This is a genomic window from Streptomyces sp. NBC_00435, from assembly GCF_036014235.1.
Taxonomy (GTDB): Bacteria; Actinomycetota; Actinomycetes; order Streptomycetales; family Streptomycetaceae; genus Streptomyces.
Genome location: NZ_CP107924.1, coordinates 6062473 through 6076573, shown reverse-complemented (window position 1 = coordinate 6076573; position 14101 = coordinate 6062473). Strand labels below are relative to the sequence as shown.

The window sequence follows — 14101 nt, the reverse complement described above, 5'->3', positions numbered from 1 at the left end:
GGGTCGTCCGGTCAGTCGGCGGCGGAGGCGGGCACGGGGACCGGAGCGGTCCCACCGGGCTCGCACTCTTGGGGGTGAGACCGCGGCACGCGGAGTTCCGCGATGGCGGTCTCGAAGTCTTCGAGTGTGTCGAACGCCTTGTAAACGGACGCGAACCGGAGGTACGCGACCAGGTCGAGGTCCTGCAGCGGACCGAGTATGGCCAGACCCACGTCGTGGGTGGTCAGCTCGGCACTCCCGGTGGCGCGCAACGCCTCCTCGACCCGCTGGCCGAGTTTGGCGAGGGCGTCCTCGGTGACCGGCCGCCCCTGACACGCCTTGCGCACGCCAGAGATGACCTTGGTGCGACTGAAGGGTTCGGTCACCCCGCTGCGCTTGATCACCATCAGCGAGGCCGTCTCCACCGTCGTGAAGCGACGGGAGCAGTCGGGGCACTGGCGGCGCCGGCGGATCGACGTGCCGTCGTCGGTGGTCCGACTGTCGACGACACGGCTGTCGGGGTGCCTGCAGAAGGGGCAGTGCATGGTTCCCTCACCCTCCTCTTGGCACGACTGAAACGCCGCACAAGACCCCTGAACGGCAGAGGCGAAGCTCTTCCGGGGGGCTCGTGAAGCAGCCACCAGCATATGCGATGTCTCGGACCTCAGCAGACCGGGGACCACAACTTCTGGGCGGCAGCGCTCATCCAACCACTAGATCTTGGGTTGTGGTGGATTTACGGTGCTCCGCGTGTCGTAGCGCCCGACGCCCCGGAACGGGGTCTCGCGGTGCCACACTGGGCAGGCCCCGGACGGCAGCCATCCGACCCAAAAGGGTACCGTAAGCAGCGGCCCCGAAGCCGAACCCGCGTTCGGACCGGATGGCCCATCGATCATCCATACACCTCGCGATGTGACCACGATGGGTGATCTCCGATTTTTCACTCGAACGTGCGTTTGGCGCAACCTTTCGAAAGCAACTACCGTTGTCCAGCTAGGGAGAACATTTCGAGAGGGGCCGACGTGACCACCACCGCAGACAGTGCCACCATCACTGCCCAGAACCGCTCCCAGAGCCGACTCGAGCCGGTGCATGCCATGAATGACGCAAGCCTGAACCCGGAAGCGGAGCCCGCACGCCCCGCACGCTCGCTGCCAGGGCGGCCTCCAGGCATCCGCGCCGACAGCTCCGGGCTCACGGACCGCCAGCGGAGGGTCATCGAAGTCATCCGTGACTCGGTGCAGCGGCGCGGCTACCCGCCGTCGATGCGGGAGATCGGCCAGGCGGTCGGCCTGTCGAGCACGTCGTCGGTCGCGCACCAGCTGATGGCCCTGGAGCGCAAGGGCTTCCTGCGCCGCGACCCCCACCGCCCCCGGGCGTACGAGGTGCGCGGCTCCGACCAGCCCAGCTCGCAGCCCACGGACACCACGGGCAAGCCCGCGGCCTCGTACGTGCCGCTCGTCGGCCGGATCGCGGCCGGTGGCCCGATCCTCGCCGAGGAGTCGGTGGAGGACGTGTTCCCGCTCCCCCGCCAGCTGGTCGGCGACGGAGAGCTGTTCTGCCTCAAGGTCGTCGGCGACTCGATGATCGAGGCCGCCATCTGTGACGGCGACTGGGTCACTGTCCGCCGCCAGCCCGTCGCGGAGAACGGCGACATCGTCGCCGCCATGCTCGACGGCGAGGCCACGGTCAAGCGGTTCAAGCGCGAGGACGGCCACGTCTGGCTGCTCCCGCACAACGCCGCCTACCAGCCGATCCCCGGCGACGAGGCCACCATCCTCGGCAAGGTCGTCGCGGTACTGCGCCGGGTCTGACTACCCCGCGCCCCCATCCAGCTCCGGGACCTACTGCGCCGGTCCCGGAGCTGCTTTGTGCCTACTTGCCCTCGGCCTGGGCGGCGGCGTCGATCGCGGCGAGCGAGCGGCGGGCCTGGTCGCGGTCCGTGGTGTACCAGAAGTCCGGCAGCGTGGCCCGCAGGAAGCTCCCGTACCGGGCCGTGGCCAGCCGGGGGTCCAGTACCGCGACCACACCCTTGTCACCGGTGGCCCGTACGAGCCGGCCCGCGCCCTGGGCCATCAGCAGCGCCGCGTGGGTCGCCGCGACGGACATGAAGCCGTTGCCGCCGCGCTCCTCGACCGACTTCTGCCGGGCGCTCATCAGCGGGTCGTCGGGGCGCGGGAACGGGATGCGGTCCATGACCACGAGCTGGCAGCTGGGCCCGGGCACGTCCACGCCCTGCCACAGCGACAGGGTGCCGAACAGGCAGGTCTTCGGATCGGCCGCGAAGTTCTTGATCAGCTCACCCAGCGTCTCCTCGCCCTGGAGCAGGATCGGGTTGTCGAGCCGGCCGCGCAGCTCCTCGGCGGCCGCCTTCGCCCCGCGCATGGAGGAGAACAGTCCGAGGGTGCGGCCGCCGGCCGCTTCGATCAGCTCGGCGAGCTCGTCCATCATGTCGCCGCGGGTGCCCTCCCGGCCCGGGGTGGCCAGGTGCTTGGCGACATAGAGGATGCCCTGCCGGGGGTAGTCGAACGGCGATCCGACGTCCAGGCCCTTCCACTGCGGTACGTCGTCCCCTTCGACGCCCTCGGGGGACAGTCCCATCGACGCGGCGACGCCGTTGAAATCGCCGCCGAGCTTGAGGGTCGCGGAGGTCAGGACCACCGAGCGGTCTTCGAAGAGCTTCTCGCGCAGCAGGCCGGACACCGACAGCGGTGCCACCCGGAGTGTGGCGCCGAAGCGGTCGTGGCGTTCGTACCAGACGACGTCGTACTCGGATCCGATCATGATCCGCTCCGCCACCCCGTGCACGCTCTCCACCGCAGCGAGCGCCTGCTTGCGTACGGCGTCCTCGTCGTGGACGGACTTGTCGCGGGTGCTGCCGATCGCCGAGATCACGTTGCGCGAGGCGTCCCGCAGGGCCATCAGCGCGTAGCCGAGATCCTCGGGGATCTCCTCCAGCCGGCCGGGGAGGGCCAGCTCCATGACGCGCTCGAAGCTCTCGGACGCCGTCTGCAGGGAGTCCGCGGTCTTCTCGTCGACCAGCTTGGCCGCCCGCTTCACGGCACGGTTGACCTGGCCGGGGGTGAGCTCGCCGGTGGCGACCCCGGTCACCCGGGAGACCAGCTCGTGGGCCTCGTCGACGATCAGCACCTCGTGCTGCGGGAGCACCGGGGCGCCCTCGATGGCGTCGATGGCGAGGAGCGCGTGGTTGGTGACGACCACGTCAGCGAGCTTGGCACGCTCGCGGGCGGCCTCCGCGAAGCACTCCGCGCCGTACGCGCACTTCGTCGCGCCCAGGCATTCGCGGGAGGAGACGGAGATCTGCGACCAGGCCTTGTCGGAGACGCCCGGGGTCAGGTCGTCGCGGTCACCGGTCTCGGTCTCGTCCGCCCAGTCGCGCAGCCGCAGCAGGTCCTGCCCCAGCTTGCTGGTGGGCGCCGCCGCCTCGAACTGGTCGAAGAGACCCTCCTCCTCGTCCTGCGGGGCACCCTCGTGCAGTCGGTGCAGGCACAGGTAGTTGGAGCGGCCCTTGAGCATGGCGAACTGCGGGCGGCGGCGGAGCTGCGGATGCAGGGCTTCCACCGTCCGGGGCAGGTCGCGCTCGACGAGCTGGCGCTGGAGGGCCAGCGTCGCCGTGGCCACGACCACGCGCTCGCCGTGCGCGAGCGCCGGCACCAGGTAGCCCAGGGACTTACCGGTGCCGGTGCCCGCCTGGATCAGGCGGTGTGAATTGTCGTCGATCGCTTCGGCGACGGCTTCGGCCATGGCCACCTGGCCGGGACGCTCCGTGCCGCCGACGGCGGAGACGGCGGCGTGCAGCAGGTCGGGGAGGGAGGGCTTCGTCATAGCAGTGCCAACCCTACGGGGCGCCACCGACAGTGACCGCACCGGCGAGCGCTCATGGGCGGTGGAGGGGGTTGGGCACGGTGCCGTGCACCACGGCGTGCGGGCGGTCGGGCCGGTCGCGGTAGCCGTCCTCGTAGAGACGGTTCCTGTTGAGACAGAGTCTGCCGATGCGTTCACCGAGGAGGTCGAAGAGCTCGTAGCGCTCCTTGAGCTCCGGGAATCGGGCCTGGTGGTGCAGGATCTCCTCCCGTACCAGGGACCAGAACGCCTCCTCCGGAACCCCGAGCCGGTCCTCGCAGATCGCGGAGAGGTAGCGGAAGACCCCCACGAAGAGCCCGGAGTGGATGAACTGCGGCAGGAAGCCGGCGGGCTCGGTCAGCAGCACGGCGCGGACCTCGTCGGGCATGGCGGCCAGCTCGGGCAACGGCTCGGCGCTGATGTTGACGTCGTCCACGAAGTCCTTGACCGCGAGCCGGACCGGGACGTCGTGCTCATCGAAGATCACGACGGCGTTCTCCCCGTGCGGGGAGAAGACGGTGCCGTAGCGGTAGAGGAAGTGGAGCAGCGGCGGCAGCAGGGCCGCGAACAGATGCTGGAGCCAGACGGTGGGGGCCAGGCCCGAGCGGGCGACGAGCTCGGCGGTGAAGGAGCGCCCGCGGGGATCGGTGTGCAGGAGCGAGGCGAGGGTGCGGGCGCGCTCGCCGGGAGCAAGCTGGGCGCTGAGCGGCTCGCGCCAGATCGCACCCAGGAGCTCCTTGTACTGGTACGGGACTTCGGGGAGCGCGTCGTAGACGGGGTGGCGGACCGTGACGGAGGCGACCTCGCCCAGCAGGATCACTCCGCATTCCTCGCGGAGGAAGGGGTCACCGTCGCGGAGGGAGTGGATCCAGGCGGTCACGGCGGGCGCCGCGAGGGCCAGATCCGAGGGCAGCCCGCGCCAGACCATGGTGTTGAGGACGGAGAGCGGCAGTTTGACGCTGTGCCGGTCGGGGCGGGTGAGGTTGAGGAACGTGCGGACCGACTGCTGGGGAAGGCGGAGGTCGGGGTCGGCGGGGAGCGGGACGAGGGTGCCGGCGGCGAGGGCCGGGGCGAAGAGGGGCAGCAGGACCTCGTCCCACTGCCAGGGGTGGACGGGGAGGTAGAGGTAGCCGAGCGGATCGAGGCCCCGGTCGCGCAGGGTCCGGTCGAAGACGGCGCGGGTGGTGGGGTCGAGTTCGGCGGAGTACAGGCGGGCCGGGTCTTCCAGGCCAGCGGTGCCCCGGTAGTGCGCGAGTGAGGTGTGGGCGGCGAGCCAGGGCAGGCGCTGGCCGGTCCGGGCCTCGGGTGCCCAGGCGGCGGTGTCGGAGGCGGAGAGTCCGATCCGGCCCTTGTTGAGGACGAGCCAAGGGTGGCCGGTCTGGTGGCCTTCGAGGGCGGCGTAGTCGAGGTCGGCCAGGACGTCGGCGGTGAGCGCGGTGTGGTCGATGCGCGCGTCGGCGGCCAGGGTGGCGCTGAGCTCGCGGATCAGGTGGCCGAGGGTGGCGCCGTCGAGGCCGAGGAGGGTGCGGGTGCGGATGAGGAAGGCGTACGGGTCCCCGAACGCGGTCGGCGGCTCGGTCGAGCTGGGCGGCGGGGTGAGCGTCATGGTGTCGGGTGTGACGTGCCAGCTGCCGTACGCGCGGCGGCGGGCCCGGAAGCCGAGGCTGCTCCCGTCGTCGAGGGTCAGCGTCCAGGCGTCGCCGGAGGCGGCCGGGGCGGGGACCGGGCTGATGATCTCCTCGTACGCGAACTCTCCGAGCATCTTGGCGAGCAGGCGCCGGGCGGCGAATTCCCAGGTCGGGGCGTTCAGTTCGGGCGGGGTGCACGGGTGCTGGGGGGACGGCGGCACGGTGTCCGAGTCATGCGGGCCTGGGGAGTCGGGGGCTGCGGAGAACATCTGCACGGGACTCCTCGAAGATCGGGAACTTTGCTGCGTGACGCAGAGTTTTCGAAGTGAGAGGTGCGGAGGTGGGAGTGGAGGCGGGGGTGGAAGTGCGGGTACAGGGGGAGACAGAGCGGAAGGTCGAGGTCGAGGTCCAGGTCGAGGTTGGTGCTCAGAGGAGATTGCGCAGCGCCCGCTCGCGGATCATCAGGGCAGCGCGCTTGCCGGGCAGGTCGATCTCGGTGGAACAGCGGAAGCCGGAGTTCAGGAAGGCTGATACGGAGGGGGTGTTGCGGATGTCCGGTTCGGCGACGACGCGCATGCAGCGGGGGCGGTTGTCGAGCACCAGGTCGGCGACGGCGCGCAGGAGCGCGGTGCCCAGACCCCGGCCGCGGTTCGTGCCGTCTCCGATGAGCAGGTGGATACCCGTGTCGTGGGGGCGCGCCGGGTAGTACGCGGAGAGCGGGTCGAGGTCGGCCCGGTAGATCTCCCAATAGCTCATCGGTGTGCCGTCGAGGAGGCCGAGACACGGGATGCTGCGGCTGTCCCCGTCCAGCTGTGCCCGAACGTGGGCGGCGGTGACGGCGGCAGGGCCGGCGAGTTCCCAATAGGCCTCCACGTCGGGGTCGTTCATCCAGCCGGTGAGCAGCTCCAGGTCGCGTTCGAGCCGTACGGGTTCGAGGCGCAGGACTCCGGCCCGTGTGGTGATGCCGCCCCAGCCTGCCGGGGAGTCGAGGAGGTCCGCTTCGGCCAGCAGGGGCAGCAGCTCGACACTGAGACGCGGCGCGACGGTGCGGGCTGCCTCGGTGTGGAAGTCGGTGGAGGGCATCGGGGCTTTTCTCCGTATCGGTGCTGACGCGTCAGTCGTGGAGGGGGTTGGTGATGGTGACGTAGACGGACTGCGTGTCGACGGGGCCGACGAGCTCGTCGAGGCCGCCCAGGCGGGTGAGCAGATTCGCCTTGCAGCGCAGGGTGGGCGAGTCGAGCAGCAGCTCGGGGAGCGGGCCGAGGCCCGTGGCCTTGCCGAGGAAGCGGCGGAAGGCGGCGAGCAGGACGCGCTCGTCGGCGAGGCCCTGGGATCCGAAGGCTCCGACGAGACCGAGCACGTTGTTGATGCCGAGGTAGTAGGCGAAGCGTTCGTCGGTGACGGCGTCGGGGACGAAGGTGTCGCTGGTGGCGCCGATACCGGGGAGCCGGCGTTCCAGTTCCGCGCGGCGGGAGGCGCGGAAGTAGTAGCCCTGGTTGTCGCGGTAGCGGCCGCCGACCGGCCAGCCGGCCGGGTCGAGGAGTACCAGGGTGTTCTGCTGGTGCGCTTCGAGGGCGATGCCGGCGAGCGCGTCGAAGGCGAGGACCGGCAGGACGACGTGTTCGAGGTAGCGCAGGAACCACTCGGCGGCGACGGCGGAGGTCGTCCGCCCGGTGGTGGCGGCGAGCCCTGAGACGGTCTCGGCGAGCCGGGAGCTCATGCCGGTACGTCCGGGCCACGGGCGGGGTGCGGTGAGTGCGGCGATGCACAGGGCGTCGTCGCCCGGACGGAAGGGGTTGTGCCGGAGCAGGACGTCGAGTCCGGGGACGGGGGTGCCGTCCTGGGCGTCCACGGCGACCCAGGCGGGGTCGCGGACGATGTCGAAGCCGGGGTGGGCGGCCTGCCACTGCTCGGCGAGGCCGGTGCGGAGCAGCCGGTGCACCTCGGTGCCGCGGTGGAGTTCCTTGCGGAGGTTCTCGCGGCGGGAGTTGGTGATGCGCAGGCCCAGCGACAGCTTGAGCATCGCGGGGGCGCCGGGCTGGTGGACGGTACGGATGGAGGAGGTCGGGTACCAGGGCTCGCCGTACGGGCCCAGGTCGTGCAGGAGTCCCGCGTCGCGGAGGGCGGTGACCGCGGGGCGCTGGAGCAGGTCGCGGGCCTGCCAGGGGTGAAGGGGAAGGAGGGTGGCGCCGTCGGGCACCGGGAGGCCGGGGGCGAGCCGGGCCAGGAGCCGGGCGGCGGAGACCGGGCGGCCGCGTTCGGTCCAGGCGGAGTCGGAGGCGAGTGCGTCGGGTGCGACCGCCACCCAGTGCAGGGGGAAGGAGCCGTGGAGTTCGGGTGAGTAGCGGCGCACTTCGGCTTCGGAGAGTCCTTCGCGGCTCTTCGGGGTCGGGTGCAGCGGGTGACCGAGGAGGAGGGACTGTTCGGCGGTGAGGAACCGGTCCTCGGCGACGGGGGCGGGTGCGGAAGGGCGTTGGCGGCGGTCGGTGATGAACTCCGCGGTCCGGTGCACCGAGTCGGCGACCCGGCCGACGAGGTCGGCGCTGCCACGGGCGGCATCGCCTTCGCGGGAGATCAGCGCGGCCAGCGTGACGGCGTCCACGGCGGGGGCGTCGGCGGGGATGCCTTCGATCCGGGCCGGGCCGAAGCGGTGCCAGCCGGTGGCGGACCAGTACCGGACGGCGACGAGCAGGGCTGCGCCGGATCCCGGGAGGGGGACGCGGAGCACGGTCCCGGCGGGCTGCCCGAGTCCGGTCTCGCGGACCCAGCACCGCAGCAGGTTCTCCACCGAGGCGGCCTCGGCGGCGACGTGCGGGTCGGGGTGGTCCAGCGGGTCGGCCGCACCCGCCCGGGGCCTGGTGCCGTCCTTCTGCCGTGGCACGGTTGCAGCGGCCTCGGCGGCGAGCTGCGGCTCGGCCGCGGCCCAGGGCATGCCCGCGCCCGGCGTGCCGGGCAGGGTGCCGGCGGGACCGGCGAAGCCGCTCGTCCCCGTCCCGGACTGGTCCCCGGGCGGTGACGCGGACGCGGCGGCCCGCTCCGAGGGTGGGGAGTCGCCGGGCTCCGGAGGTTCGGAGGCACGGCTTCGCGGTGCCGTGGCGTCCTCGGCGGCCATGGACACTCCGGCGGTACCGGAAACCGTGGGGAGAGGTGCGGGCAAACCACCGGGCACGGCCTGCGCCGGGGCTGTCCCGACCCGGCCTGCCGAGGCCGGCCCGTCCGGAACCCCCGCGCCCGAACCCTCCGTGCGGGGCGCCATCGGGGCGGCAGGGCCGGGGCCGGACGCGCGGGAGCCGGACGGAGTCACCCCGCCCGCCACCGCGGACCCCTCGGACCGCACCGCCTCAACGGAGCGGGCGTCCGCCCCCGCACCAGAGCCTGCCGCGGGGACCGGACCGGCGGCCCCGGTCCCCAGGGACCGTTGGTCCGCACCCGCACCCGCCGGCGGGGCGGGCCTCAGAGGCGGATCCCCCGCCCGGGGACCCGACTGCGACGCGGCGACGGACGGCGAGGGCCCGCCGCCCGAGGGGGTGGAGGGAAGGGGTGCCCGGGCGTCGGCACCTGCCAGCGGTGGCCACGCGACGCCACCAGCTGGAGATCCACCGGCCGCGTACGAGACGTGCCCCGCAGGCGAGGACCGGCCGTCCGCGGGCGCGGAGGGGGTGGGCGACGGAGGTTGAGCCGGGTCGCCGGGCACCGCCGGCCATGCGGCGGCCATGGGTACGGGCCTGCCGTCGGCATGGGTGGGGACGGTGGACCGGGGAGCTCCGGACGCGGCGCTGGGGGCGGCGGCCGGGGTGGAGGGATCCGGGCGTGGGCGGAAGCCCGCAGCCCCGGTGCCGGACGGCTCCCAGGGCCACACCTGCAAGAACCCGGTCGGGGCCGCCAGAGGGTGCGCGGACTGCACGGGCCGGCCGTCCGAAGCCGGCACCGGCACGGCGGGGGGCGTGGGGGCCGGGGCCGGGGCCGGGGCAGCGTGCGGTGCCGCGGGCGCGTCTCCGGCAACGGGCCATGCCTCGAAGCCGGGTGTCCTCGGCGGCGTCCCTGTGGCGTCGGGCGAGGAGCCCGGCGCGGCCGCAGCCCGGACGGAGTTCGGCCCGCCGGGGGCGGAGGCCGGTGGCACCGCTTGAAGCCCGGACGCGGACGCCGAGGAGGGCTCGCCCCTGTGGGACGCGGACAGAGGGGGCCAGGAACCCCCGGCCCCAGTGGCGGACGCGAAGCCCCGTACTGGCACCGGCTCGGCTCCCGCCCCGCCCGCTGCCGGCGTCGGCGTCCCTCCCGTGTGAGCCGACGCGAGCGGCTCAGACGCACCGGAGGAGAAGGGCTGCATCGGGAGCGGCCCGGCGGAGGGTGCGGTGGGGAGAGCTGCCTCACCGGGACCTGACGGCAGCAAGGAGCCCGCGGAGACCCCCGGACGGAGCCCGGCACCGGAACCAGTCCCGGGACCGGACCGGGGAGCGAACCCGGAGTAGAGAACAGGCCCTGACGCTGGAGCCGCCTGGGGGGCGGGGGCGCCTTCGGGCCGGGGAGTAGGCCCGGGGCAGGCAGCGGCCTCGGGGCCAGAGGCAGCCTCGGGCCGCGGAACAGGCCCGGACCTCGGAACAGCCTCGAGACCAGCGGCGGCTTCGGGCCGGGGAGTAGGCCCGGGGCAGGGAGCGGCCTCGGGGCCAGAGGCAGCCTCGGGCCGAGAAGCAGGCTCGGCACCGGGAGCAGGGTCCGGATCGGACCGGGGACCGGGAGCGGGACCAGGCCCGGGCCAGGGACCGAGCCCAGGTGCGGGCCAGGGTCCGGGCCCAGTGCCCGGTGCGGGCCAGGCCTTGGGCCCGGGACCCGGAGCGGGCCAAGGACGGGGACCAGGAGCAGGACCGGGGCCAAGAGCCGGGGCAGTAGAACCGGCTACCACTCCCGGCGCTGATTCCGAGCGGTGAGCCGACGAGGACACCGTGGGGAGAGGAGCAGCGGCGGCCGATGGCCATGGCGGGGTGGCTGAGGCGGGGGCGGCCGTCGCGGCGGGCTCCGCGGCCGGACCGGAAGCCGACGGCACCGGGGAGGCGCCGGTGGTCGGTGTCGGCGTGACTGCGGACCGGGCATGCTCGGGCGCCACGGTGGGTGGGAGGCCGAGGCTCGGGCCCGGTGACGTCGACGGGGAGCCGCCGGCCACCGGCAGGGGCGACCCCGGCCCACGGTCAGAGGCCGTCGGCGGCTCGGGGGGCACCGGACCCCTTTCAGAGACCGTCATCGGTACGGGAGAGACGGGACCCGCCGGGGAGACCGTCGACGGTGCGAGAGACACGGGAGGCACAGCAGGCACGGCGCCACCCGAGGAACCCGTCGAAAGCACGGCGCCACCCGCAGGCATCGGCGGCGCGGCACCACCCACAGACACCGGCACCGGCACCGGCACCGGCACCGGCACCGGCACCGGCACCGGCACCGGCGGCACGAGGCTCCCCGGCGGGGGCGGCGGTGGAGACCCTGCCTGCGGGAGCGAGGGTGTGGCGGACGGGGGTGTCAGGGTGAACGGCGGCGTGGGCAGCGGGCCGGGGATGGAGTTGGGCATCGGGGTCCTTAGCGGCGGGTGGCGGCGGCGGGGATGGCGTCGGCGAGGCGGTCGAGGACGGCCGCGGCCTGTTCGTCGGTCAGGGTCAGCGGAGGGAGGAGACGCACGACGCTGGAGTGGCGGCCGCCGAGTTCGACGATCAGGCCGCGGTCCAGACACGCCTCGCGGACGGCCACCGCGAGTTCGGGCGCGGCCGCCCCGGTGTCGGGGTCGATCAGTTCGACGCCGATCATCAGGCCGCGGCCCCGTACGTCCCCGACGCACGCGTGGGCGGGCACCAGCCCGCGCAGCGCGGTGAGCATCCGCTCGCCCAGGGTCCGCGCACGCTCCGCGAGGCCGTTCTCCCGGACATAGGCCAGCGTCGCCGTGCCCGCCGCCATGGCCAGCTGATTGCCGCGGAAGGTACCCGCGTGGGCCCCTGGGGCCCACTGGTCCAGCTCCGCCCGGTACACGATCACCGCGAGCGGCAGGCTGCCCCCGATGGCCTTGGACAGCACCATCACGTCGGGTACGACCCCCGCGTGGTCGACGCCCCAGAAGGCCCCGGTCCGCCCGACCCCCGTCTGGACCTCGTCGGCGATCAGCGGGATCCCCCGCTCCGCCGTGATCTCCCGCACTGTGCGCAGCCAGGCGTCCGGGGCGGGGTGTACGCCGCCCTCGCCCTGGACCGGTTCGACGATCATCCCGGCGGGCGCGGCGACCCCGCTCTTGGGATCGTCGAGCAGGTTCCGTGTCCAACGGGCCGAGAGTTCCGCGCCCTCGGCCCCTCCGACTCCGAACGGGCAGCGGTAGTCCTGCGGATACGGCAGCCGGGTCACCCGTACGTCCGGTGCCCCGCCCGAGGCGGCCAACGCACCCGCCGTCATGCCGTGGTACGCGCCGGTGAACGCGAGGAGTCCCGGCCGGCCGGTCGCGGTGCGGACGAGCGTGAGCGCGGCCTCCACGGCGTCGGTCCCGGCCGGCCCGCAGAACTGGATGCGGGCGTCCGCCGCCAGCCCCGCCGGCAGATTGGCGAACAGCTCGGTGGTGAACGCATCCTTGACCGGCGTCGCGAGGTCGAGAACGTGGAGCGGGGCCCCGGAGTCGAGGACTCCGCGGATGGCTTCGAGTACCACCGGGTGGTTGTGGCCGAGGGCGAGGGTGCCGGCGCCGGAGAGGCAGTCGAGGTAGCGGCGTCCGTCCGCGCCCTCGATGGTCAACCCCCGTGCCCGCACCGGGACGATGGGCAGGGAGCGCGCGTACGTCCGGGCGGCGGACTCCCGTTGCGCCTGCCGCCGCAGGATGCCCTCCGCCGGACCCGTGCCCGTACCCATGGACGCCGTGCCCGTACCCATGGACGCCGTACCCGAATCCAGCCCCGGACCCGCGCCACGTCCGGGAAACGGGTCCTCGAAAGTCCCGGACTCCGGTGCCCGGTTGCTCTGCGGCGGGACGCGTGCCGCGGCCGTAGCCTGCTCGCCCGTCAAAGCCACGAGTGTCGCTCCTCCCGCACGGTTGCTCTTCCGGAGTGCGCTTCGAACACCAACGCTGCTCCCCCATCCCCCGTACGTACCAACGACGGTGCCGGCGGCGGATCACGGGTGGGCCCAAGATCCTTGCCCCGTGACGAGACGGACGAGGAGGCGGACAAGGGGCGGACAAGGGCCGGACCCGGAGACCGTAGAGGAGTTGGGCCCCGCTCCCGGGAACCGGCGCCCCGGGCTGTGCCGTCCCCCACGGCAGCGGCATAGTGGGGGGCTGCAACCCAGGCACCATCCCGAAACACCAGGGGGATTCACGACATGCGACCGATCCGACCGGTCACCGCGATCCTGTGCTCGGCCGCGCTCGCGCTGACCGCCGCGGCCTGCGGACCCGGCGACGGTGAAGCCGACGCCAAGCCGACCGTCGCGGCGAGCCTTCCCACCAGCCTGGACGGGGTCAAGATCCCGGACGGGCTGAAGGACAAGCTCAAGGAGCACGGCATCGACCTGGAGAAGTGGAAGGGAGGCGCGTGGAAGAACTGGAAGAAGGAGGACTGGCTCCGCGAGGCGGGCGACTACATCAACCCGATCATCGAGGACCTCTGGGACCCGGACCGGATGCGTGACGCCGACAAGACCCCGCAGCCGCCGGCCGTCGACCCCGACGCGGGCAAGGACCAGGGCGTCACCGACCCGACCCCGGCCCCAGTGGCGGCGAAGGCCGCGAAGCCGCAGTACCACCAGAGCGTTCCCGCCTCCGGCAAGGTCTTCTTCGACGGCCCCGAGGGCTCGATGGTCTGCTCGGCGACCGTGGTCAAGGACCCGGCGCACCCCGGCAAGTCCAACATGGTCTGGACGGCCGGCCACTGCGTGCACGCGGGCAAGTCCGGCGGCTGGTACCGCAACATAGCCTTCGTCCCGTCGTACAACAACACGGGCAAGGCGGCGGCCGCGCTCAAGGGCGCGCCGCGCGACCAGGTGGCGCCGTACGGCGTGTGGTGGAGCGACTGGGCGCAGACCTCCGACCAGTGGATCGCGACCGGCGGTCCGACCGGCGGCGCGGGCGCACCCTACGACTTCGCGGTACTGCACGTGACCCCGGAGAAGGGTGGCGGCAAGTCGCTGGAGGAGACGGTCGGTACGGCGCTCCCGGTGGAGTTCAACGCGCCGGCCGCGCCCAAGATCGCGAACATGACGGCGACCGGCTATCCGGCGGCGGCTCCGTTCGACGGCCAGAAGGCCTTCCAGTGCACCGACAAGCCGGGCCGGCTGTCGCTGACCACGACCGATCCGGTGATGTACCGCATCGGCTGCACGATGACCGGCGGTTCCTCGGGCGGTGGCTGGGTCGCGGCGGGAGCCGACGGCAAGCCCGCGCTGGTGTCCAACACCTCCATCGGCCCCGCCAAGGCGGGCTGGCTGGCCGGGCCCCGGCTGGGGCCGGAGGCGAAGGGCGTCTTCGACGCCGTGAGCGCCAAGTTCAAGTAGCCGGACGGGTCGGTCCGCACCGGGTCCGCTTGACCGGCCGGCACCGGCCGCGGTACCGACCGCGTACCGCACGACCGAGGGCCCCCGCACCAGCGGGGGCCCTCGGTCGTGCACGCCGTGGC

General features: G+C 73.2%; 8 protein-coding genes. 2 read left to right on the top strand and 6 right to left on the bottom strand.

Annotated features, from left to right (window positions below):
- Positions 1-11 precede the first annotated feature (11 nt).
- Positions 12-524 carry a transcriptional regulator NrdR gene (gene nrdR, locus OG389_RS27875; protein WP_328301176.1) on the bottom strand — a complete coding sequence of 171 codons (513 nt, stop codon included), beginning with the start codon at positions 522-524 and terminating at the stop codon, positions 12-14.
- Between the two features lie 477 nt (positions 525-1001).
- Here nrdR and lexA point away from each other — a divergent pair, with 477 nt between their 5' ends.
- Positions 1002-1793 (top strand): transcriptional repressor LexA, encoded by a 792-nt coding sequence (lexA, locus tag OG389_RS27870; protein ID WP_328301175.1) that lies wholly within the window; start codon positions 1002-1004, stop codon positions 1791-1793.
- A gap of 61 nt (positions 1794-1854) precedes the next feature.
- On the opposite strand, the gene OG389_RS27865 is transcribed toward lexA, so the two are convergent.
- The 5 genes from OG389_RS27865 to OG389_RS27845 all read right to left on the bottom strand — a co-directional run bounded on the left by OG389_RS27865 (position 1855) and on the right by OG389_RS27845 (position 12362).
- Positions 1855-3825 (bottom strand): ATP-dependent DNA helicase, encoded by a 1971-nt coding sequence (locus OG389_RS27865; protein WP_328301174.1) that lies wholly within the window; start codon positions 3823-3825, stop codon positions 1855-1857.
- A 52-nt stretch (positions 3826-3877) separates the two neighbouring features.
- The gene (locus OG389_RS27860; RefSeq protein ID WP_328301173.1) at positions 3878-5740 is read right to left on the bottom strand and encodes an IucA/IucC family protein; all 1863 of its coding nucleotides are present in this window, start codon (positions 5738-5740) and stop codon (positions 3878-3880) included.
- Positions 5741-5897: 157 nt separating this feature from the next.
- On the bottom strand, positions 5898-6554 hold the full coding sequence (locus OG389_RS27855) for a GNAT family N-acetyltransferase (RefSeq protein WP_328301172.1): 657 nt from the start codon (positions 6552-6554) through the stop codon (positions 5898-5900).
- A 31-nt stretch (positions 6555-6585) separates the two neighbouring features.
- Positions 6586-8583 (bottom strand): IucA/IucC family protein, encoded by a 1998-nt coding sequence (locus OG389_RS27850; protein ID WP_443059350.1) that lies wholly within the window; start codon positions 8581-8583, stop codon positions 6586-6588.
- A gap of 2453 nt (positions 8584-11036) precedes the next feature.
- Positions 11037-12362, bottom strand: coding sequence for a diaminobutyrate--2-oxoglutarate transaminase family protein (locus OG389_RS27845; RefSeq protein WP_328301171.1), 1326 nt, complete (start codon positions 12360-12362; stop codon positions 11037-11039).
- A 447-nt stretch (positions 12363-12809) separates the two neighbouring features.
- On the opposite strand from OG389_RS27845, the gene OG389_RS27840 reads away from it, so the two are divergent.
- Positions 12810-13979, top strand: a complete 1170-nt coding sequence (locus OG389_RS27840; RefSeq protein ID WP_328301170.1) for a trypsin-like serine peptidase — start codon at positions 12810-12812, stop codon at positions 13977-13979.
- Positions 13980-14101: the final 122 nt, after the last annotated feature.